This window comes from Acidicapsa ligni (genome assembly GCF_025685655.1).
Taxonomy (GTDB): domain Bacteria; phylum Acidobacteriota; class Terriglobia; order Terriglobales; family Acidobacteriaceae; genus Acidicapsa; species Acidicapsa ligni.
Window position 1 is genome coordinate 15,729 of sequence record NZ_JAGSYG010000002.1, and the last position, 22,732, is coordinate 38,460.

The window sequence follows — 22,732 nt, forward strand, 5'->3', positions numbered from 1 at the left end:
ATGGCACGTTACACCGGCCCCGTATGCCGCCTTTGCCGTCGCGAAGGCACCAAGCTTTTTCTGAAAGGCACCAAGTGCCTCAGCGACAAGTGCCCCATCGAGAAGCGCAACTTTGCTCCTGGCCAGCACGGTCAGAGCCGCAAGGCCAAGATTGTTGGTTACGGCCTGCAATTGCGTGAGAAGCAGAAGGCCAAGCGCATCTACTTCACGCTCGAGAGCCAGTTCCGGGCTTATTATGAGAAGGCGAGCAAGCATACCGGCGTTACCGGTGAGTTTCTCATTCAGCAGCTCGAGCGTCGCCTCGACAACGTTGCGTTCCGTCTCGGGTTTGCGATTTCGCGTCGCCAGGCTCGCCAGATTGTTCGTCACGGACATGTGGAAGTCAACGGCCGCAAGGTGAACATCCCTTCGTTCCAAGTGGGCGTTGGGGACACGATTGCGATTCGCGAGAATGCGAAGAAGCTGGTGGTTGTGGAAGCGGCCCGTGATTACGCGGCGCAGAACCACACGCCGACATGGTTGCAGATTGATTTCGAGAATCTGACGGGCAAGGTTGTTTCATTGCCGAAGCGCGAAGAGGTTTCGCTGCCGGTCAACGAACAGCTCATCGTCGAACTGTACTCGAAGTAGCTTTGTGGTATCCCATCCTTTGTGCAAAATGCGCACGAAGGATGGGGTACCGAAGATTTGTTTTGTTACCAGTTTTTTTAAACGTAGTACAGGTTTTTCAAAACGCAGTAAAGGTAGCTGGCTCTGCCAATTACTTCAAATCAAACCGCAGGAGAACTTGCGCGGCCGTTGCAAAATGCATCGCGACGATTGCCACGCGGGAAGAGTGAATACGCTATGTTGTGGAGAGGATTTCAAAAGCCGAAGCGCCTGGCAGTCGATGCTGAAACGCTTACCGAGAAGTTTGGAAAGTTCAGTGCACAGCCCTTTGAGCGTGGTTTTGGTACCACGATCGGCAATGCGCTGCGCCGTACATTGCTGAGCTCGATTGAGGGAGCTGCCGTGACCGCCGTCCGTATCGAGGACGTGCTGCACGAGTTCCAATCGATTGGCGGAGTGGTGGAAGACGCAACCGACATCATCCTGAACTTGAAGCAGATTCCTTTCAAGTTGAATGGTGATGGGCCGAAGGCTCTGTATCTGCGCGCGGATCAGCCAGGTGTTGTTACCTCGGGCATGATCGAAGCAGACGGAGATGTCGAGATTCTGGATAAGAATGTCTACATCGCTACTGTTTCCGAAGGTGGCCGTCTGGATATGGAGATGCGTCTGAAGCGTGGACGCGGCTACATCTCTGCCGACAAGAACTTTGACGCGGATCTCGGTATTGGTTTTATCCCGGTCGATTCGGTCCACTCGCCTGTTCGCCGCGTGAACTATCTCGTGGAAGCTGCGCGTCTGGGACAGATTACCGACTACGACAAGCTCACTCTCGAAGTGTGGACGAACGGCGCGGTTCTGCCGGCGGACGCACTCGGCCTGGCTGCGAAGCTGCTCAAGGATCACATGAGCATCTTCATCAACTTTGAAGAAGAGATTGATGCAGAAGCTCACGGCGAAGCAGGCGGCATGCTGCTCCGCAATGACAATCTGAATCGTTCGGTTGAAGAACTTGAGCTTTCTGTGCGCAGCTACAACTGCCTGAAGAACGCCAACATTCAGACCATCGGCGAACTGGTACAGAAGACCGAAGCCGAGATGCTCAAGACCAAGAACTTTGGCCGCAAGAGCTTGAACGAGATCAAGGAAATCCTGGCGCAGATGGGTCTTTCGCTGGGGATGAAGATCGACGAGAACGGCAATGCTGTTCCCGGACCGACCAGCATTCTTCCTGCTGCTGCCCTGGCTGCTGGTTTCAGCCGCTTTGACGACGAGGATGAGTTGTTGGATTCCGTGGATATGCAACTGCCTACGGAAACAGAGAACTTCTAAACGAGGATGGCGGGCATTGGCTCTCGAGCCGATTCCCGCCGTTTGAGTTTGCAATACGGGTTTGTTTTTACGGGTTTAGCCGCGGCAGGCTTTGACGTTACGAGATGCGCGGCGATATTGAAATTTTGGAAAGAGAGTAACACGTCATGCGCCATCGCAATGCAGGATTTAAACTCGGACGCAACACCAGCCACCGCCGTGCGCTTCTGCGCAACCTGGTCACGTCCGTCATTATCGAAGATCGCGTCGAGACGACCATTGCGAAGGCGAAGGCTGTTCGCCCGCTGGTCGAGAAGATGATTACCCTGGGCAAGAAGGGCGATCTGCACTCGCGCCGCCAGGCACTGGCTTTCCTGATGACGGATGTCTCGGTCAAGCGGCTTTTCGACACCGTGGCTCCTCGCTACGGCGATCGTCAGGGCGGCTATCTGCGCATCGTCAAGACTGGCTTCCAAAAGGGCGATGGAGCCGAGAAGGCTTTCATCGAACTGCTGGGTGCTGAGAAGCAGCTGGACGAGAAGCGGCAGAAGCGTGCCGACCTCAAAGCCAAGAAGCGCGCCGAGCTTGAAGAAGCCATGGAAAAGCAGAAGAATGAAGCTGGCGCGGACGACGCAGCCGCTTAAGGTACTGCATAGCCTTTAGCTGATTTTGAGTTAGAAACTGGGACGGGCAAGATCATCTCTTGGAAGATGATCTCGCCCGTCTTTTTATGTTTGGGTTCAATGAAATTGACCAGCCGTACTGGCCGTAACTCAGTGCATTGCACCCTAACTCAATGCATGGCTCCGCCGCCTGCACCTGCGCCGGGCCTGTTTTTGTTTAGCAGGAAGGCGAAGAAGATCATGCCGATGGACATCCAGAAGAGCATCTTGTAGACGTCCTGATAGCCCAGCATGGCTGCCTGCTGCTGTAGCTGCCCGTAGATGCTGCCGGTGGCCATTGGGCTGCTGTTAGCCTTGCCGAAGCTCTGTGCCAGTGCCGCGCCCAGGTCTGCGGTGTGTTGTGCATACGGAATATTGAGGTTGCTCATGTGGTTTTGCAGCAGGGCCTCGTGGTGCAGGGAGCGGTTGGTGACGATGGCTCCGGTGACGGCGATGAAGATACTGCCGCCGATGTTACGCACGAAGTTGATAAGGCCGGCAACCTGGTTGCTCTGCTCTTTTGGGATGCCGACGTAAGCGGCGGTCGTAATCGGAATAAAGCAGAACGGGATCGGTGCGAGTTGAATGACACGCAGCAGGCTCGCATTGCCGAAGCTCATGTCGAGGCTTAGCTGGGTGGTGGTGAACCAGAAGGAAAATGCGAAGAAGCAGAAGCCGATTGCCGCGATGTTCCGTGCGGCAAATTTGCCTGTGGCCCAGCCGGCAAAGGGCATGACGACTACGAGGGAGAATCCGCCAGCGGTGAGTGCCTTGCCTGCATTGGTTGCGGTGTAGCCGAGCAACTGCTGAAGAAATTGCGGTTGCAGCACGGTGCTGGCGTTGAGTACTCCGCCGACCAGCATCATTAGAAAACAACAGATCGCGAAGTTCTTGTACTTGAAGATGCGGAGGTTGATGAGCGGGTCTTTTTTGCGCAGCTCCCAGACGATCAATCCGACAATGCCAACGACAAACAGAACGAGGAATGTGCGGATGAAGTTGGAGGCGAACCAGTCGTTTTCTTCGCCCTTATCCAACATGACCTGCAGGCCGCCCATGGCGAGAGTGAGGAAGGCCAGGCCCATGTAGTCCATGTTGTAGAGGTGCTTTTTGTCGGGCTTGATCCACGGTGGATCGTCGACGAGGCGGGTGACGAGAAAATAGGCGAGGATGCCGACGGGGATGTTGATATAGAAGATCCAGCGCCAGGAATAGCTGTCGGTGATCCAGCCGCCGAGGGACGGGCCGATCGATGGCGCGAGAACGGCAACGAGGCCGTAGAGAGCGAAGGCCTGGCCGCGTTTGTGCTCTTCGAAAGAGTCGGCCATGATGGCCTGTGCCATCGGTTGCAATCCGCCGCCGCCTGCGCCCTGCAATACGCGACACAAGAGCAGAATGGGCAGGGATGGAGCGATGCCGCAGAGGAAGCTGGCGATGGTGAAGATGGTGATGCAGAGCAGGAAGAAGTTCTTCCTGCCCATGAGATTCGAGGCCCATCCGCCGAGTGGAAGCACGATGGCGTTGGCTACCAGGTAGCTGGTGAGAACCCATGTGCCTTCATTGAAGCTGGCGCCGAGATTGCCCGCGATGTGGGGCAGGGCAACGTTGGCGATTGAGGTATCGAGCACTTCCATGAAGGCCGCAAGGGCGACGGTCATGGCAATCAGCCAGGGATTGGCACGAGGCTTCCACCGGGCGGGATTCGAGGCGGATGCGGAAGGGTTGTTGACTGTTTTGGTCTGAGCTGGCGAGTTGGGGATTGAATCCCCGGGACTCAGTGCTCCGGCGGAACTACCCATGCATCTCCCCTTTTAAGGTTGAACTTTGCAGAATTACCCCAGAATTGGGCGGGTGAAAGCTGGCGCATCAGGTTCTTGTATGCAGATGGTGGAAAGGGCCGCAGGGATGCATTAATCCTGCAATCAATACTGTGCAAACCCAGTGCTGTTCAAACCAGTGCGAACCAGATCCATGTGATCGGACGTCTATTCAGCGCGCTTGCGCAGGCATAGCCAGACGATCAACTGAACGACGGCGGCTCCGGTGCAGTCCAACAGTACATCCTTGGGAGTGCCTGTGCGGTTTGGCAGGAAGCTTTGGTGGAATTCGTCAGCCGATGCGACGACGAGGGTGCCGAGCATGGCGAGTCCGTGGGCTTGGCGCTGGCGGCGTATGGCTCCGGCGGTGATGCGGCTTACCGAGACGATGCGTGCAGAGACATGGCTGGAGGTGGCGCGCAGGGTCATGCGAAAGGCGCGGAACCAGGCGATGGAGAGTGTTCCATAGCCGAGGAAATGGCCAGTCTTGCGGATGTAGAAATGCCGAATCTCCCACTCGTCCGCGGAAAATTTACGGTTCAGGATGAATTCGAAGAAATGTTGAAGTGGGCCCGACGTATGGTCGGCGCCAAAAACGATGGTCGATTCGGTTGCAATGACGAGTATGCATAGAAGCACAGGAATCCATGCGCTCAACCACAATCCAATTCGGCTTCGCTCCCGGCGCGGGGCCGTACTACTCAACATGATAGTTGGGAGCCTCGCGGGTGATGATCACGTCGTGAACGTGACTCTCGCGCAAGCCAGCGCCGGTGATGCGCACAAATTTCGCATTTTCCTGGAGTTCGGTGATGCTGTTGCAGCCCAGGTAGCCCATGCCGGAGCGGAGTCCGCCGACGAGCTGGAGAACCATGCCTTCGAGAGGTCCGCGATAAGGAACACGGCCCTCGATGCCCTCGGGGACGAACTTGGCGAGGCGATTCTGGCTGCTGCGCTCGCGCTGGACGACATTCTCGACATTTGCGGAAGAGGATTCGGCTTCGTCGGGGCTCTGGAAGTAGCGTTCGCTGGAGCCGAGCGCCATAGCGGTGAGTGAGCCCATTCCGCGATAGGACTTGAAGGAGCGGCCCTGATAGAGGATGGTTTCGCCCGGGCTTTCGTCCACGCCTGCGAAGAGTGAGCCGATCATGACCGAGCTGGCGCCAGCGGCAATGGCCTTGGTGACTTCGCCGGAGTATTTGATACCGCCGTCGGCGATGACCGGGATGCCGTGTTCTTTGGCGGCGCGATAGGCTTCGGCAACCGCGGTAACCTGGGGCATTCCGGCTCCGGTAACCATGCGGGTGGTGCAAATCGAGCCTGGCCCGAAGCCGACCTTGATGGCGTCTGCGCCTGCGTCGATGAGGGCGAGTGCGCCGTCATAGGTGGCGACGTTGCCAGCGAGGAGGCCGATGTTGGGGAAGGCTTTCTTGACTTCGCGAACGGCTTCAAGAACGCGGCTGGAGTGGCCGTGGGCAGAGTCGATGGCGAGGACGTCGGCGCGGGCGCGGACAAGTTCTGCGGCGCGTTCGAGGAAGTCTCCGGTGGCTCCGATGGCTCCGCCGACGCGCAGACGGCCCTTGGAATCCTTGCTGGCGTTGGGGTATTTGAGCTTTTTCTGGATGTCCTTGACGGTGATGAGGCCCTTGAGCTCGTACTGATCGTTGACGACCAGGAGCTTTTCAACGCGGTGCTTATGCAGGATGAGTTCTGCTTCTTCCAGCGTTGTGCCAACTGGGACGGTGATCAGATCGGTCTTGGTCATCACGTCGCCGATGGGGACATCGGTGCGGGTTTCAAAGCGCAGGTCGCGGTTGGTAAGGATGCCGACGAGGCGCTTGCCGCGAGTGACGGGTACGCCGGAAATTTTATAGCGGCGCATGACTTCGAGGGCGGCAGCGATGGGCTGATCGGGCTCGATGGTGACGGGGTCAACGATCATGCCGCTTTCCGAGCGCTTTACTTTGTCGATTTCCCCGGCCTGGTCGGTGATCGACAGATTGCGATGCACGATGCCGATTCCACCCTGCTGGGCCATGGCAATCGCCATACGGGACTCAGTCACCGTGTCCATGGCAGCCGAGATCAGCGGGGTATTGAGGGTAATCGACTTGGTGAGCTGGGTCTGCGTGCTTACCTGGGTGGGCACAACGTCCGAATGAGCAGGCACGAGCAGGACATCGTCAAAGGTCAAGGCTTCGGGTAACGGGAAAGTCAGCATAGGATTCAGATGCTCCTGGGGACTCGGAGGCTTCAAAGCGAATGCTTTTGGCTTCGGAATGGCAAGAGCTTCTGGTTATTGTAGCGGAGTGGTCAAGCGGGGTGGTTGAGGTTCGGTTAAGTGGTTGTGGAAAGAACGGTGATTCGTGCGGCGATGTGCTCGCGGAGTACGCGAATTGCATTCGTGACGATCATTCGGTCGGGAGTTGCTGAAAGGGGCGGGAACTCATAGCGGTAAACCACGCCGAAACGTGTCAGCTTTCGCAACGGTATGCCTAAATCTGGAATTGGTCCGTCAATCAGCTCCACCGCTTTCGCGAGTTTTGTCAGATTATGCGTCAGTTCGAACTCTACCCCGAGTTGAGCGAGGAGTGCCTTCAAAAGTTTCTCTGCGGCCTGTTGTGCATGAAAGCCAAAGACCGCATCTGGAGCAAGGGGCCAGTTAAAGACAAGTTCATCCTCGGCTGCCTTATGCAGCAGCGTTTGCGCTTTGTCCGCGATTCGATTGCTCATACACCAGCTTTCCCTCCCGCAGAATCAGAGAGAAGATGCTGTTGATGGAGTCGCGGAAATCGCTGACAGTGCTTTCGGTAGCCATGACAAGATCGATGGACAGGGGTATCTCGTCGAGAGCTTCGAGCAGTTTCTCCTCTGTTTCGCCCGCTGTCTGGGAGGAACTGTCGGGAAGAAAAACCGCGATGTCCAGGTCGCTGTCGATAGAGGCTTTGCCGCTCGGCCAGGAACCGAAAAGAAAGATTCGTGACGGCCTGGCGATCTCGATGGCCAGGCGAATCGCTTTGTCGACTTTTTCCTGGGTCGGACGCCAGCTTTCCTGGAAGGCATCGTATTGCTGTTGGGCGGCGATCATCGCAATCTCCACTGATAGCGTAGCTGAATCGTACTGCGGCAGCCAATTAAATTGGGGCGCGGGTGATTGAGTTCCCAATTTGGTCTTTGACTTCGAGGGGATTCACCCTGCCTAAGTTGGGATAAGAGTGCGAAATTGCTCTCTTTTTATAGGTTATCCGCCAAGGATGGATAGATGGTCTTGCTCAGATAGCTTGAAAGGCAGACAGTGCGTTGAATTTCCGGGAGTTTGGACGTATTCTATGAGAGCAGACGAATTTGTCCGTCCTTGTTGCTGTGGGTATGCCGGCTGGCGGAGAGATGAGTGGGCTTACAGCCCACTTTTTCTTTGGGGCAAACTTTCTGGGCGGGTGGTACCGAGTGGCCCGCGTGAGTTTTCCTTTATCGGTTTGAATGCAGGCGAAGTGAATGTCTAGGGTGCCGGTAAGCAGGCGCTTGAGCATAAGAAGTGGCGATGGCATTGAAGTTGGACGAAATTCGGAAGGTTGCCGACCGCGTGGCTGGGTCGCTGGGACTGGACGTGGTGGACGTAGAGCTCACCGGTTCAGCGAAAAGCTGTGTTCTCTGCGTCTATCTGGAGAAGAATGCCGCAGGGCGAGCAGAGATGGTTGCCCAGGTTGTGGCGGGTTCTATCGAAGCGGAAGCGGTGCCGGAGCGGTTTGCCAAGGGCGAGCTGGATTTGAATCAGCTATCGTGGCTTACGCATGAAGATTGCGCCAGTTTCAGCCGGGATTTTGGAACGCTGCTGGATGTTGAAGATCTGGGGCCGGATGGAGAGTACACGCTTGAGGCGAGTTCTCCGGGATTGGATCGGAAACTGACGGCACGCGTGGATTTTGAACGGTTCAAGGGGTCCCTGGTAAAGATCCAGACTTTTGAGCCGATTGCCAACAACCGTCACTGGCAGGGCCGCCTGACGGCTTGCGGGCAGGACGCTTTGACGCTTGATCTGACGGCGGCAAAACAGAACAGCAAGGCGCGAAAGACCGGCGTGAGTACGGTCGAGATAGGCCTAAGCAATATCGAAAAGGCCCAACTGGTTCCGGAGTTTTAAGAGGAGCCGTTCCAAAGTTTGCTTTCGGCAATTTTTAGTTCCGAGAGCTTATCCCAAACCAGCCGCAGGCCGCAGATATTACTCGCGGACCGAGGTCGGCAAACAGAAGCCAAGGCAGGAAAGTACAAGCTATGTCGAGCGCGTTGTATCAAAGCATTGAAGCTCTGAGCCGTGAGAAGAGCATTGATCCCGGAATCGTTGTGTCAGCCGTTGAGGAAGCTATTGCCCTCGCTACCCGCAAGTACTACAAGACGCAGGAAAACATGCGCGGGGAACTGAACAAAGAGACTGGCGAGATCAATGTTTATGCCTACAAAACGGTGATGGGCGCGGAAGACGAGATTGAAGATCCCGTCAACCAGATCACGCTGGAAGAGGCGCAGGCGATGGCGCAGGGCGCAGAGCTTGAGCCGGGCAGCGAGATTCGGTTGTACAAGGACACGCGTCCGTTGGGACGTATTGCCGCGCAGTTGGCGAAGCAGGTCATCTTTCAGAAGGTGCGCGAAGCGGAGCGCGACACTGTGTTCAACGAGTACGCGCATCGCGAAAAGGAAGTGCTTTCCGCAGCCGTGAAGCGGATTGAGGGCCAGGACATCATCATCGACCTGGGCAAGGCTGAAGCACGTATGCCGAAGCGCGAGCAGTCGCGTCTGGAGTCCTTTTCAGTGGGCGAGCGGATTCGCGTCGTTCTGCTGAAGGTGGACCGTGCGGCCAAGGGGCCCCAGGTTGTGGTTTCGCGGGCCGCTCCAGAGCTGGTTTCAAACTTGTTCCAGTCGGAAGTGCCGGAGATTTACGACAACACGGTTGTCATTCGTGCCATTGCGCGCGAGGCTGGTGAGCGCACCAAGATTGCCGTCATGAGCCGCGATAAGGACGTCGATCCTGTCGGCGCCTGCGTGGGCATGAAGGGTATGCGCGTGCAGTCGATCATCCGCGAGCTGCGCGGCGAGAAGATCGACATCATCGAATACAACGAGGAGATTACGACTTTTGCGGAAAAGGCTTTGCAGCCGGCCAAGGTCAGCCGTGTTTCGATTGTGGATCTGGCGGACAAGCAACTGGAAGTGATCGTGGATGACACGCAGCTTTCGCTGGCGATCGGCAAAAAGGGGCAGAATGTGCGCCTTGCTGCCAAGCTGCTGGGCTGGAAGATCGACATCAAGAGCGAGGAAGAGAAGCGTCAGGAAGTAGAGCAGCAGATGACGGGCTTCTCCGGCGGCCCTTCGACGCCGATTGAAGCAGTTACGGAGCTGGGCGAGACGATTATCCAGAAGCTGGTGGCGGCGGGTATTACGACTGTCGAGAGCCTGGCGGATATGACTCCTGAGCAGTTGGAAGAGATTCCGGGCATTGGCGAAAAGACGCTGGAGCGCATCAGCGTGGCTGTTCGGCATTACTTTGGCCAGTACGAGGATGGGGAAGCGAATCCGAATGGAGCCGATAGCGCGGCATCCGCAGCCTCGCCTGCCGATGAAGAATCTTCTTCTGCCGGAGCAAAAGCTGTGGAAGTGGATGAGCCGGGAACTCCGGATGAGCCTGTTGAGGAAGCGACAGCAGAACTGGATTCCGATTCGAAGGAAACGGATGCCGATTCCGAGACGCGGGAAGTTGAGAATGCGGCGGATGCAGAACGGACGCATCCTGTTGAGGCGGAAGATGTTGAGCCTATCTCGACTGCAGATCTGACGGGGTTGTCTTCGGAAGCAGAGACGGAAGCCGCCTCTGAAGTTACCGATGAATCCAGCGCTGAAGAGCCTGCCCCGGCAGCGAAACCAAAGAAGGCTGCGAAGAAGAAAGCGGCCAAAGCAGTAGAAGAATCGGGCGAAGAGTCCGCAGAAACGCCAGAAATTGAGACAGCAGAGTAGTATGAGGCGCTCTGTACAGATGGAATCAGAGGATAATAGCAATAGGCATTGTCGTAATTGCCACGAGGTTGCTATGACCAGTTAACCGGCAGTGGGTAAGACAACGAAAAGAGGCGGATGAGTAAGGTTCGAATTAACGATCTGGCGCGGGAACTGGAAGTAAAGAGCAAGCAGATTCTCGATGCTCTCGCGGCTATGAATTTGGCGGATGGCAAGACTCACTCCAGCTCCATCGAGGCGGGTGAGGCAGAGCGCGTTCGCGGATATTTTGAGCGTGGATCGCGATCGGGTGGTTCCGGCGCGTCTTCGAGCTCGCGGAACGACGAGAACAAGCCCAAAATCGATCTTTCCAATATCTCCAAGCCTGGGGATGTGTTGAAGGCGATTCTGGCGCGGAAGCAGGAAGCGGAGCACCAGGCGCAGTATGGCCATCGGCCTCCTCCGGCTGCGGTAGTGGTGAAGCCACCCGCGACTTCTACTGCGTCTCCTTCTGCTACGCCTCCGGCAGCGACCGTGGTCCCTGCGCCTCGTGTTGTGACTCCGGCGTCGGTTGCAGCGGCACGACCAGAGCCGCGCAGGATTGTGCCTCAGCCACGCCAGGCGCCTCCGATTATCCAACCGCCGGTTGTTGTAACTCCAGCGATTTCGACGCGTCCGCCATCGGGCCCGGTGATTGCTCGTCCTGCGACAAGCGCGCAGGCTGGAACGACGGTAGTACGTCCGGCAGTTGCTGTTGCGCCTCCTCCGGCAGCGGTGGTGGTCAAAGCTCCGGTTGCGCCTGCTTCGACGCCAGCACCGGTGGCTACGGCTGCTACAGCTACGGTTGTGGTTGCTCCTCCGCCTGCGAAGGTGATCACGCCGGAGCCTGAGGTGAAGACTGCGCCTGTGGTTGCAGAGCCTGCGCAGCCTGTAGTTGCGGCTTCCGCTACTCCATCTACTCCCGTTGTGCCCTCTCCTGCGGTCACTGCGTCGACGGCTGAGCCGGTGGCGGCATCCACACCTGTTGCTGCGGCATCTGTTACTGCGGCACCGGTTGTTGCCGAGTCTGCTGCTCCTGTAGTCGTTGCTCCGACGCCTGAGCCGGTTGCGGAAGTTGCTGTTGTCACACCTCCCGCGCCTCCTGCACCTCCCGCGGCGCCTGCAGTCCCTGTTCGCAAAGTGGTTATGCCGCAGACCGGACCTCGTCCGGTGTACAAGGCTCCGCCACCGCCGCCACCTTCGGCTGCACCAGCCGCTGGCGCTGCCGGTGCGAACGCTGCTGGAATTCAGCGTGGCAGACCAATCTTCGATCGTCGGCCTCAGAGTGGACCGAGCAGTGGCCCGGGTGGATATCAGCAGCGTCCACAGGGCGGCGGTTTTGCTCCTGGCGGCTTCCAGAATCAAGGGGCTCCGGGACAGTTCCCGGGTGGTCCTCGCCCCAAGCATCCAACGCGTCCTGGCTTTGCCGGTTCGGCTGGTCCTGGCGGTCCGGGTGCACGTCCTGGATTTGGTGCGCGCCCTGGATTTGGCGCTCCCCGTCCGGGTGGATTTGGCGGCGCTCCTGGCTCTGCACCACCTCCGGGTGAGGCACCACGCGCTCCGCGTCCTTCGGGACCGCCGCGTGGCCGTGGGCGTCAGCAATATCCGAAGACTAAAGAAGGCCCGATGAAGGGCTTTACGCCGCCGCCTCGTTTTGGTGGCGCGTACATGGGCAACGAGCCGCCACCGATCACGCGTGAAATCACCGTGACCGAGGGAATCAGCGTAAAGGATCTGGCTGAGAAGCTGGAGATTCGCGCCAAGGATCTCGTCGGCACGTTGCTGATGCGTGGTGTATTCGTTACGGTCAACCAGTCGCTCGATGCGGAGATGGTGAAGGATGTTGCGGCACGCTTTGGCGCTGGCGCAACCGTCATCAGCTACGAAGATGAAATTGCGAATCAGGCTATCGAAGAGATCCTGGAAAGCGACAACATCGATGAGCTGGAGGTTTCGCGTTCGCCTGTGGTTACCGTCATGGGCCATGTCGATCACGGTAAGACTTCATTGCTCGACGCGATTCGCGAGACGGATGTAGCTTCCGGTGAGGCTGGCGGCATTACGCAGCACATCGGTGCGTACAAGGTTAAGTTCACCAAGGAAGGCTCTCCGGCTTCTGGCCGAGAGATCGTCTTCCTCGATACTCCGGGTCACGAGGCGTTTACACGCATGCGTGCTCGCGGAGCCAAGGTGACGGATCTCGTCGTAATCGTGGTTGCTGCGGATGACGGTCCGATGCCTCAGACCATCGAAGCTATCGATCACGCCAAGGCTGCCGGTGTACCGATTATCGTGGCGATCAACAAGATTGACCGTCCTGAAGCCGATGCGGAAAAAGTACAGAAGCAGCTTGCCGATCGTGGACTTGTTCCGGAAGAGTGGGGCGGCGATACGGTGTATGTGAAGGTCTCGGCCAAGAAGAAGATTGGTTTGGATCAGCTTCTCGAAATGATCTGCCTGGTCTCCGACGTGCAGAGTCTCAAGTCCACGCCTGGCCGCAAGGCTGTGGGTACGGTGCTTGAGGCCAAGCTGGATCGTGGCCGTGGTGCCGTGGCGACTGTGCTTGTTCAGAACGGTACTCTGCGGGTCAATGAAAGCTTCATCGTCGGCAACACGTTTGGTAAGGTTCGCGCGATGTTTGACGATCGCGGACGGGCTATTACCGAGGCTGGTCCTTCGACTCCGATCGAGGTACTGGGCCTGGAAGGTATGCCGGATTCCGGCGATACGTTCCTGGTGGTTGCGGATCGCGACAAGGCCAAGGGCATTGCGCAGTACCGCAAGATGAAGGAGCGGGAATCGCAGCTTGCGAAGAGCAGCCGCGTTTCTCTGGAAGGCCTGGCCGAACAGATTCGTACGGCTGGCGTCAAGGATCTTCCGCTCATCATCAAGGGCGACGTTACGGGCTCGGTCGAGGTCATTGCCGACTCGCTGGTTCGCATGTCGACAGAGAAGGTTCGCATCAAGGTTATCCACTCCGGTGTGGGTGCGATTACCGAGAGCGATATCCTGCTGGCGTCGGCGTCGAATGCAATCATCATTGGCTTCAACGTGCGGCCTGAGCGTAAATCGGCTGAGCTGGCGACACAGGAGAATGTTGAAATTCGCCTGCACTCGATCATCTACGAATTGCAGGACGAGATTCGCAAGGCCATGCTTGGCTTGCTCGATCCGACCTTCAAGGAGAACTTCCTGGGACGCGCGGAAATCATCAATGTCATGCGCATTCCCAAAGTGGGCACGATTGCTGGTTGCCGCGTAACGGATGGTGTTCTTCGCCGGGATGCGGAAGTCAAGATCATGCGTGGTGGCGAGCAGATTCACAAGGGCAAGATTGGCTCGCTTCGCCGCTTCAAGGACGATGTGAAGGAAGTTACGAACGGCATGGAGTGCGGTGTCGGCATAGCGAACTTCAGCGACCTGAAAGAAGGCGATGTGATCGAGGCCTTTACCACCGAGCGGATGGCCAACGACTTGGGAGCACTGGCAACGACCGTTGCCGCTGCCGCCAAGGAAGCGAAGGAAGCCGCAGCCGCCAATGCAGCCAAGGAGCAGTTGGCAGCCAAGTAAACCTGATCCAGACAAACAGAACGGCCCGCTTCTCATTCACTCCTGAATTGAGAAGCGGGCCGTTTCACTTTTGAGGGCAGGCGTCAGCTTTTTGACGCGTTGGGTGACCTGGGAAAGAAGCTGGTGATGGAACTGATGATGCTGTGAATGCCGTCTGCCCCGCCGGCGAGCAGGGTCGTCGTGATAACTACGTCAAAGTTGCGGAAGAATGCCTGCTGGCCCGGATCGACTACCTTGCCAAGGACGTCGCGAAGCGTATCCGGGTGGGCAACGAACGGCCACAGCGCGCGGACCCCGGCGATGCTGGCGCAGAGGCTCAGGAACAGGCCAATGGCGAAAGCATATTGCTGTGTCTTGCCGCGGTATTCGTCCAATGCCTCGGTAGCAGCTTGCAGGTCGGTGGCGTTGATGGCGTTTTGTAGCGGAGTGGTCGGATCGTTGGGGCGGCCTTTGATGGCGGTGACGATGCGATCCAGCTTATTGGCCTCAGTGTCGCGCCATGGACTGATGAGAATCTCAACAGCTCGCTCTATGAAGGTTGCCGCGAGAATGAGCGGGGACATGCGCGTGAGCAGTTGGTCGGGCGCGAGGGCAAGCTCGATGCCATTCCATTTCTGGAACCAGGCAAAAACGGCAAATCCCAGTGCTGAGATTATGAAGCCTAGAAGAAGTGGGCGAGCGCCTAACCTGGAAAAATTCATTGTGTCGATCCTCGTGCTGATTCCGGTGCCAATCCCTGCGTCGAGCCTAGCCGGAACGATACCTTGGAAGACCATGCAAGTCCAGAGTTTTCAGAGCTTCAGGAAATAAAAACAGCCGGCAAATAAAAATGGCGTGGACCCGAAGGTCCACGCCAGTGAGGTTGAGTTGATGCGTCTTAGAACTCGATGCGCATTGAGACCTGGCCGGTACGAGCGGTTCCAGAGGTGATCTGGCCAAAGCTCGTCGTGCTGAGATCCATGCTGGCGGGTTCGTTGAGCAGGGTGTGGTTGAGGACGTCGGTGAAGGTTCCTTCCGCCTTGAGGCGCAGGCCGTAGGGCAGAACGAAGCTCTTGCTGAGACCGGCGTTCAAATTGACCACACCAGGGCCCTCGACATTGCCAACGCCGGCATTGCCGAAGCGGCCGATAGGCAGGGGAACTGGACCATTGGCCTGCAGTGCGCCGTTGGCTCCGGTTGGGCTATATCCTGCGCCAGTGGTGCAGGGTGTACCAGGAGTCCAGGTAGGATCGCCTGGGCAGGTGTATGCAGCCGGATTGATCCAGTGAGCGCGATTCTGTCCGGATGTAGCGCTGACGCCGACGACCTTGTCTGGATTCTGGTTGCGATGGCCGCCGTCGAAGCCGCTTGTTGTGCCGTTGAGTCCCGAACCGGTACCGGAAGGATCTCCCTGGCCGGAGGGGAAATAGGGTGAGAGATACGCGCCGGTCTGGATCAGCAGGATGCTGCTGAGTCTCCATCCGCCTACGATTTCGTCGGCGATACGCGGCATGTTGGCACCGACCATCTTGCCACGACCAATGGGCAGGTCGTAGATGGCGGTGGTGTTGAAGAGGTGACGACGTGTGCCTTCGACATTACCGAAGTCAGCAGCGCGGCTTAGCACTGAGCTGGAGCGCGATCCGCCGCTCTCTCCGGCGAAGCTGCCGTTGTTGCCTGGTCCCTGGTTGTCGGCGAGCGCCTTGGCGTAGGTCCACGAGGTATCAAACGTGAATCCATGCTGGAAGCGGTGTTTTGCTTCAAGCTGGAGCGAGTGATAGCTTTCGTTGGCGCCGGTAGCGCGGGTGTTGATACGACCCCAGTTCGGGAAGAGGCGGTTGCTGAGAGGCTGGTTATTGGCCGAGGTTGTCGAAGAGAACGGCAGGGTGTTTTCGTCCGGAGCCCACACGAGGTCATGTGTCTCAGAGCCGATATAGGAGGCGCGAGCCGCGTAACCACCACCAAAGTCGTGATCCACGCTGAGCGACCATTGCTCGGTGTAGGGATCTTTCCAGTCGGTGCTGTTGGCTGTGCCGAAGTAATCCTGACCGTAGTTGGTGGTGCCGCCCGAGCTGCCGGCGCCCGCGTAAATGACAGGCCACTGGTAGCCGATGCGGGACTGTGGTGTTGCACCGTTCGGGTTGTACGAGTTGGTGTACTGCGTGGTTGCTGCCTGCAGGGTGCCGGTGAGCGAATAGAAGTTCGAACCCAGCAGCGTGATGTTGTACATGCCGAAGCCGCCGCGGATGGCCGTCTTGTCATTGTTGAAAGGGCGATAGGCGAAGCCGAAGCGAGGCATGAAGCGCAGGTGCGGAACCTTCTTCAAACCAGAAGGGAATCCTGCCGCGCTGTTGCCCTGGACAGGCATACAAGGCGAGCCGTTGATGACTGCGTCGTTGGTGTTGTGAACGCCATCCGGATCGCAGGCATTGGCGCTGGCGAGGAAGTTCTGTGCCAGCAGGCTCTGCTTGCCGTCAGGATAGATGGCGCGGCCCGAGAGAGCAACGCTGGGGTCGAAGTTGCCGATGTCGCCGTGTGGGTCGGAGTATCCAGGGTGCAGTTCATAGCGGACACCGTAGGTCAGTGTCAGGTTCTGAGTTGCTTTCCACTGGTCCTGAACGAAGGCATGATAATGCTTGGTTTTGCCGTCGTTGTCCTGCGCGACTACGTCGTAGAACGTCTGATAGGGAGTTCCGAGCAGGAAGTCGGCAAAGTCGACTCCGGTGAAGAGGCCGCTGCTGCCGCTGTTGTTGAACTGAAAGGTGCCGTAGTTGTCAGCGCCATTGAAGCCGAGCGGGGTAAGCGCTTCGATGCTGCGGATGTCGACGCCGAACTTGATGTTGTGGTTCTTGTGAGTCCAGCTCAGTGCGTCGGTGTAGACGTACGTGTTGGACGTGGTGATGGAGGAGAGACGATCTGCCGTCAGACCCTGGAGGTTATGGAAGTCAACTTCGGGAAGGCCGTTGTAGAAGAGGTTCTGCAGGCCCTGGTAGCCGAGGCTGTTGGTGTAGGCGGTACCGTTGAAGGAGTTCGCCGCACCGGAGTTGTACAGAGTAAAGCCAAAATGCGCTTCGTCGGTGATGTTGGACTTGATTGTCCATGTGGCGTTGGTGCTGAGCACCTTGGACTTGTTGGTGTTCTGGGAGGAGGGAACGAGCAGCGGTTCAGGGCTGTTGGCGGGGAAGTTCTTCCACGTGAACCGGCCCCAGAGCAGGACTTTTTGATTGGCTCCGAGGTACTGGTCGCCACGTACGTCGAACTGGTCGCTGTGCTTGCTCTGATCTTTATTCGTAACGTAGTTGTACGACTGACCATCCGTGTAGGAGCTGGTGTTGCCGAAGTTCGGATCGGGATAGAAGCTCGCGAGCAGCTTGGCTGCGATGGGGCTGATGGCGGTGCCGGGTATCTGCGTGCCATAAAGGCCACCCTGGATGGGGTTGCGGAGCGAGCCGAAGGGAACTACGGTTCCATTGGGACCGGGAACAAAGTAGCTGCTGAAGTCGCCCATCTTCATGGCTGCTGTCGGAACGACCGCCTGATAGAGGGTGGTTTGCGGGAAGCGGTAGCCTTCGTAGTCGCCGAAGAAGAAGGTCTTGTCGTGTCCGTTGTAAAGGTGAGGAATTGCAACTGGACCGGCTACCTGGCCGCCGAAGGTGTTGCCGACCTTGTGGGGCTTGGCGGTGTCGCCGAAGGGGATGGCGTCAAAAGCTGCGTTCTGGTGATACCAGAATGCTGAACCGTGGATCTTGTTGGTTCCGCCCTTGGTGATGATGGTGACTTCGCCGGGCTGGCCGAATTCCGCGTTGTTGCCGACACCGTCCGTACGTACTTCGGAGATGGCTTCGGTGGACGGGAATGCGTCTGCGATGGGGCCGCCGCCGGTGGTGTTCTGAATGGTGATGCCGTCGACCGATACTTCGGTCTGGAAGGGAAGTCCGCCCTGGAGTGAGTAGGATCCGTTTTCGGTCTGAACGCCGGGCAGGGTGGAGATGATGCTCAGGGCGCTGGTACCGGAGTTGCCGGCGCGGCTGTTGATCGGAAGATTTTCGGCGTCATCCTTGGTGTAGACGGCGCTGATGGAGTTGGATTCAGTCTCGATGGAGCTTACGGTGTCGCCGCTTACGGTGACTTCCTGCTGCACGCTGCCGATGGAGAGAACGGCGTCGAGACGGAGTTCCTGACGAGAGGCCAGATCTACGTTGGTTACCGAGAAGCTCTCAAAGCCCGGGGCGGAGACGACTATAGAGTAGTGTCCAGCCTTGGTGTTGAGGAACTGGTAGTTGCCGCTGGCGTTGCTGGAGGTAGTGCGTACGACGCCTTCGTCGGTGCTGGTGAGCGTTACCTTTGCGCTGGGAACGAGGGCTCCGTTGGAGTCCTTGACCGCGCCGAGGATGGCGCCCTGTGTCGACTGTGCCCAGCCGTTGACGCCACATAGCGCGAACGCCAGCATCAAGGCCAGGGCCGTCATTGCCCACCGCAATCGCGGTCGGTAACACGGATGGATAGCTTTTTGCATAATTACTGCCTCCTGAGATGAAACATAAGTACGGTGCGTGAAAATTACATCTCTGTGGTGGTATCGATGGTTGAAGTCTACGTCATGAATGGATCGCCGCTATGGAATTTCCCGGCGTAACCCTCCTGAACTAAAGCTTGGTCCTATATAAGATCAGTTCAACTTGAAAAGACAGGTTTTTAACGGTTCAGTGTCCGATGAATTTACTGATTTAAAATGACTTAGTAGAAATAAATTTGCACGGTGTTCATCCCTGTTTTAACTTTCCGTTAGTAAGATTCACGGTATTCAATGCGTTTTCACAGAACTTCGCTATGCTGAATACAAGTTTTATATAGGTCGAGTAGCAAAAGGAGATCTGCAATGGCTACCGCACCATCCTTGCCAAAGAGCTTCGAGGATGCAGCGCGCCGCCATCTTATCGTGGAGGAGGAACTGGAGCGTCTTTGCGCCAGTAGCCACTTCCGCACAAGCAAGCGCTCCTGCGAGTTCCTGCAATATATAGTTCGCGTCACGCTGAATGGCCGCACGGACTCGTTGAAAGAGCGCTCCATCGGCATCGATCTTTTTGGCCGGGACACTTCTTACGAGCCCAGTTCCGATGCGACGGTACGTGTGCGGGCGAACGAGGTGCGCAAGCGGCTTACTTCGTATTACGCGTCGTCGGTCGTGGCGGCGGAGATTCGGATCGACCTGCCTACGGGCAGCTATGTGCCCCATTTTCTGCCCGGCATTCCGGCGGACAGTGTTTCTGCGGCAGCTCCAGAACTGGAGACACAGGGTTTTTTGCGGGAGGCTTCTTTACAGAGCTTTCCGCAGATAAAGACGCTCACCCTGATGCGCCCTGCGTTGTTTGCTCTGCTGATCTGCACCCTGCTGCTTCGTCACCAGTTGGAGGATCGCGAGGAGTACCTGCGATTCTGGGACAGGCTGCTCGCCGGACGAAGTGCATTGCTTCTCTCGGTTACTCCACCAGACCGGGATGCGCTCGCATCGAGCCTTTATCCGCTGGTCTGGGTTGCGGGCCGGTATGGAGTGGCTACGGCGATCGATGGGGATTCGCTCACGGGTACGAGTCAGGGGGCTCTGGCCACTGTCCAGGTAAGCTATGAAACGCCTGCGCCACTTGCCACGGACGGACGCATACGATGGGCTCTGTCTGGTTCACAACCACATTTAATTGATCGCGATTCTTCTTCGGCGGGTTCGTTGGCTGCCGGGCCCTCTGTCGCAGTGCTCACGATTCTTCCGGAGGAGTCCGCAACTCTGCACGTGCAGGGAACCGATGGGGATGCGATTCGGCAGCTTCTGCAGGAACTGATTTCAGAGAAAGAATTTCCCGGCAAGATTTCAGAAGAGCTTGAAAATCGTCACACTTTCCAGATGCTGCTCTTTCACGACGCAGCAGGACAATGGCAGCGCAGGATCTTCAAGGGGAGAGCTTAAAGATGGACGCGTCTCCGCTGGAAAATTCAAAGAGCTACAACCGCTGGCGCTCAGCGGCCTTTAGCTCCAGTTGGCTGCTATACGCCGGGTATTATTTGTGCCGGGAAAATCTGCGAAGCGTGCGTTCGCTTCCCGGTTCTCTCTCCGCACAGGGCGACCTGCCCGGGCTGCTTTTCAACTTTGCACTGGCATATGTCGTTGGCCACCTGGTTGCCGGAACGGTCGCGGACCGGTACGGAGCGCGTCGGGTGGCGCTGGTCGGCGGCCTGATCTCCGCTGCCTCCACTGCGGCCATGATTTTCGTTCACGGGCCGCATGGAATGTTGATGCTGCAACTCCTGAACGGCTTTGCGCAGGGGCTGGGGTTTCCCGCTCTGGCACGCATGCTGGCTGTCTGGTTTACACGCGAGGAGCGGCCCGGAGTGTTGGCCTGGTGGAGCGCCAGTTATTCGCTGGGCGGGGTGCTGGCAGCGAGCCTTACGTTATGGTGTGCGACCACGCTGTGGATTCTGCCCAGTTGGGGCTGGCAGAGATGCTTCATGCTGCCGCCGCTGTTGCTGGCATGTATCTCCGCTTATTTTTATTGGACGACGCGCGACGATCCGCAGGCGGTTGGCCTTTTGCCGCTTAGCGAGCAGGAGCCGGAAGAGGAGCGGGCCGCAGCAGGGATTCTTTCCGGTTGGTGGATGGTGCTTTCAAATGGGCATATTCGCACCATCTCTGCGATGTACTTCTTCCTCAAAATGACGAGGTATGCGCTGTTGTTCTGGCTGCCTCTTTATCTTGTGCAGACGACGCATCTCTCGGCGAATCGCGCGGCCTCAACGGCTGCGTTGTTTGAGTTCTTCGGATTCGCGGGCGCGTTGCTGGCGGTGCATCTCTCGATTCGCTACTTCAATTCGCGCCGATATCCGGTCGCCGCGATTTTGTTGTTTTCGCTGGGATTTCTGGCGTTGGTGCAGCCGCTGATTTCGACGCTTGGCTGGTGGGCCTCGGCGGTGAGCATTGCAGCGATGGGTCTGCTCGTTTATGCGGTGGATGCGCTGATGGTCTCGGTCGCTGTTCTGGAAAAAGTGCCGCTGGGCTGCTCCGCTCGCGCCATTGCGGCAGTAAATGGAGCAGGGTCGGTTGGGCAGATGCTTTCGCCTTTATTGGTGACCTGGTTCGCGCGCCACTATGGCTGGGATAACCTGTTCAATCTCTTCCTGATTACGTCTCTCATTGCTGCTGCGATCGTTGCGCCGCGCTGGAATGACGGCGTTAGTGAACTACCAATATCAATCGTCGGCGAAGCATGAGGCCAACTCGCAATTTATACATTTGTGCAGAGCTTAGAAAATCGATATACTTCGGCTGCTTTTACTGACGCTGCGTAAAAGGCCCCAAGGAGAATTCCTTGCCCACTCTTCGCTCGCTTGCACGTCCAGCTGACTTTATTCGCATAACGTTTGTCCTCTTCGCAATTGCGTTGCAGCCTGCACATCATGCAACGGCCCAGGCTCCCGATCCAGTGCAGCAAGCCGCTACGGAGAAGGATCATCAGCAGATGATGGACCAGTTGCATATCACCGCGATTCGTCACGGTGCGGATAGCGATCCCAAGTCGCAATACGCGGCTAACTATGATGAGTCAAAGGCCAATCCATTTCCCAAACTGCCCGATCCGCTGGTGCTGAACAACGGGAAGAAAGTGATCACGGCGCGGCAGTGGTGGGAGCAGCGAAGGCCGCAGATTGTGGAGGATTTCGACCGCGAAATCTATGGCCGCGTACCTGCACATACTCCGAAAGTTCGTTGGGAAGTTACAAACACGACGAATGAAAAAGTAGGCGAGATACCGGTCATAACCAAGAAGCTTATCGGTCACGTCGATAACTCATCTTATCCGCAGGTCAAGGTAGAGATTGATCTCACGCTCACCGTTCCGGCGCAGGCCAAAGGCCCGGTTCCGGTGATGATGGAGTTCAGTTTTGATCCTGCGTTCATGGCTGCGTTGCGCAAGCGTAATCCGAATTTTGCGCCTCCGCCGGAGACTGGTCCCACGTGGCAACAGCAGGTGCTTGCCAGGGGATGGGGTTACGCGATTCTTATTCCTACAAGTGTTCAAGCAGACAATGGAGCGGGTTTGAGTGAGGGCATCATCGGCCTTATGGATAAAGGCCAGCCGCGCAAGCCAGATGCCTGGGGAGCGCTGCGTGCATGGGCCTGGGGAGCCAGTCGCGCACTCGATTATTTTGAGACGGATACATCCGTAGATGCAAAGCAGGTCGGCATCGAAGGCCACTCGCGTTACGGGAAAGCTGCCTTGGTGACGATGGCTTATGACTCGCGTTTCGCGATTGCATATATCAGTTCTTCTGGCGAGGGCGGCGCAAAACTCAATCGTCGTAACTGGGGCGAGATTGTCGAGAACGTGGCTGGTGCAGGCGAGTATCACTGGATGGCAGGAAATTTTATTAAGTACGCTGGCCCGCTGCACTGGAATGATCTTCCTGTCGATGCTCATGAACTGATCGCGTTGTGTGCTCCTCGCCCTGTCTTCATTGGCGGCGGCGCAGTAAGCGGCGATGGGTGGACCGATGCAAAGGGCATGTTCCTGGCGGCCGCAGCGGCTGGCCCAGTCTACAAAATGCTGGGCAAGAAAGACCTTGGCACGAATGAATTTCCGCCGATTGAAACGCCGTTGATCGACGGAGAGATTGCCTTCCGCCAGCACAGCGGCGGCCACACTCCTGCGCCCAATTGGCCTACATTTCTAACCTTTGCAAGTCGCTACATACATGGTCCGCAATGAGGAA

The 22,732-nt window shown here is 57.4% G+C and carries 16 protein-coding genes; 9 read left to right on the top strand and 7 right to left on the bottom strand.

The window, feature by feature from the left end; genetic code table 11:
- The 3 genes from rpsD (at position 1) to rplQ (ending at position 2,564) form a co-directional block, all read left to right on the top strand.
- A complete protein-coding gene (gene rpsD / locus OHL19_RS06535) occupies positions 1 to 630 on the top strand; it encodes a 30S ribosomal protein S4 (protein WP_263356840.1) in 630 nt (209 codons plus the stop codon).
- 216 nt (positions 631 to 846) lie between these two features.
- Positions 847 to 1,941 carry a DNA-directed RNA polymerase subunit alpha gene (locus tag OHL19_RS06540; RefSeq protein WP_263357619.1) on the top strand — a complete coding sequence of 365 codons (1,095 nt, stop codon included), beginning with the start codon at positions 847 to 849 and terminating at the stop codon, positions 1,939 to 1,941.
- 146 nt (positions 1,942 to 2,087) lie between these two features.
- Entirely contained in the window at positions 2,088 to 2,564 is a 477-nt protein-coding gene (gene rplQ / locus OHL19_RS06545; protein ID WP_317890545.1) for a 50S ribosomal protein L17, read from the top strand.
- 149 nt (positions 2,565 to 2,713) lie between these two features.
- Here the strand turns inward: rplQ and OHL19_RS06550 are convergent, their stop codons facing one another.
- From OHL19_RS06550 to OHL19_RS06570, 5 genes are all read right to left on the bottom strand, one after another.
- Positions 2,714 to 4,240, bottom strand: coding sequence for a DHA2 family efflux MFS transporter permease subunit (locus OHL19_RS06550; RefSeq protein WP_396126745.1), 1,527 nt, complete (start codon positions 4,238 to 4,240; stop codon positions 2,714 to 2,716).
- Between the two features lie 327 nt (positions 4,241 to 4,567).
- Positions 4,568 to 5,056: a VanZ family protein gene (locus tag OHL19_RS06555; RefSeq protein ID WP_263356842.1), complete on the bottom strand. Its 489-nt coding sequence runs from the start codon at positions 5,054 to 5,056 to the stop codon at positions 4,568 to 4,570.
- A gap of 40 nt (positions 5,057 to 5,096) precedes the next feature.
- A complete protein-coding gene (gene guaB, locus OHL19_RS06560) occupies positions 5,097 to 6,620 on the bottom strand; it encodes an IMP dehydrogenase (protein WP_263356843.1) in 1,524 nt (507 codons plus the stop codon).
- 116 nt (positions 6,621 to 6,736) lie between these two features.
- Complete coding sequence (locus OHL19_RS06565; RefSeq protein WP_263356844.1) at positions 6,737 to 7,132, bottom strand: HEPN domain-containing protein; 396 nt, start codon at positions 7,130 to 7,132, stop codon at positions 6,737 to 6,739.
- A complete protein-coding gene (locus tag OHL19_RS06570) occupies positions 7,089 to 7,487 on the bottom strand; it encodes a nucleotidyltransferase domain-containing protein (protein WP_263356845.1) in 399 nt (132 codons plus the stop codon). Before OHL19_RS06570 ends, OHL19_RS06565 begins: the two co-directional genes overlap by 44 nt.
- A gap of 453 nt (positions 7,488 to 7,940) precedes the next feature.
- Here OHL19_RS06570 and OHL19_RS06575 point away from each other — a divergent pair, with 453 nt between their 5' ends.
- From OHL19_RS06575 to infB, 3 genes are all read left to right on the top strand, one after another.
- Positions 7,941 to 8,540, top strand: coding sequence for a ribosome maturation factor RimP (locus tag OHL19_RS06575; protein ID WP_263356846.1), 600 nt, complete (start codon positions 7,941 to 7,943; stop codon positions 8,538 to 8,540).
- 131 nt (positions 8,541 to 8,671) lie between these two features.
- Entirely contained in the window at positions 8,672 to 10,405 is a 1,734-nt protein-coding gene (gene nusA, locus OHL19_RS06580; RefSeq protein WP_263356847.1) for a transcription termination factor NusA, read from the top strand.
- A 117-nt stretch (positions 10,406 to 10,522) separates the two neighbouring features.
- The gene (gene infB / locus OHL19_RS06585) at positions 10,523 to 13,993 is read left to right on the top strand and encodes a translation initiation factor IF-2 (RefSeq protein ID WP_263356848.1); all 3,471 of its coding nucleotides are present in this window, start codon (positions 10,523 to 10,525) and stop codon (positions 13,991 to 13,993) included.
- Between the two features lie 83 nt (positions 13,994 to 14,076).
- On the opposite strand, the gene OHL19_RS06590 is transcribed toward infB, so the two are convergent.
- Both OHL19_RS06590 and OHL19_RS06595 read right to left on the bottom strand, forming a co-directional pair.
- On the bottom strand, positions 14,077 to 14,694 hold the full coding sequence (locus tag OHL19_RS06590) for a hypothetical protein (RefSeq protein WP_263356849.1): 618 nt from the start codon (positions 14,692 to 14,694) through the stop codon (positions 14,077 to 14,079).
- Between the two features lie 176 nt (positions 14,695 to 14,870).
- Complete coding sequence (locus OHL19_RS06595) at positions 14,871 to 18,488, bottom strand: TonB-dependent receptor (RefSeq protein WP_263356850.1); 3,618 nt, start codon at positions 18,486 to 18,488, stop codon at positions 14,871 to 14,873.
- Between the two features lie 363 nt (positions 18,489 to 18,851).
- Between OHL19_RS06595 and OHL19_RS06600 the strand changes: the two genes are divergently transcribed.
- The 3 genes from OHL19_RS06600 (at position 18,852) to OHL19_RS06610 (ending at position 22,728) form a co-directional block, all read left to right on the top strand.
- Positions 18,852 to 19,934, top strand: a complete 1,083-nt coding sequence (locus tag OHL19_RS06600; RefSeq protein ID WP_263356851.1) for a hypothetical protein — start codon at positions 18,852 to 18,854, stop codon at positions 19,932 to 19,934.
- Between the two features lie 2 nt (positions 19,935 to 19,936).
- The gene (locus OHL19_RS06605; RefSeq protein ID WP_263356852.1) at positions 19,937 to 21,232 is read left to right on the top strand and encodes an MFS transporter; all 1,296 of its coding nucleotides are present in this window, start codon (positions 19,937 to 19,939) and stop codon (positions 21,230 to 21,232) included.
- Between the two features lie 98 nt (positions 21,233 to 21,330).
- The gene (locus OHL19_RS06610; RefSeq protein WP_263356853.1) at positions 21,331 to 22,728 is read left to right on the top strand and encodes a glucuronyl esterase domain-containing protein; all 1,398 of its coding nucleotides are present in this window, start codon (positions 21,331 to 21,333) and stop codon (positions 22,726 to 22,728) included.
- Positions 22,729 to 22,732 lie beyond the last annotated feature (4 nt).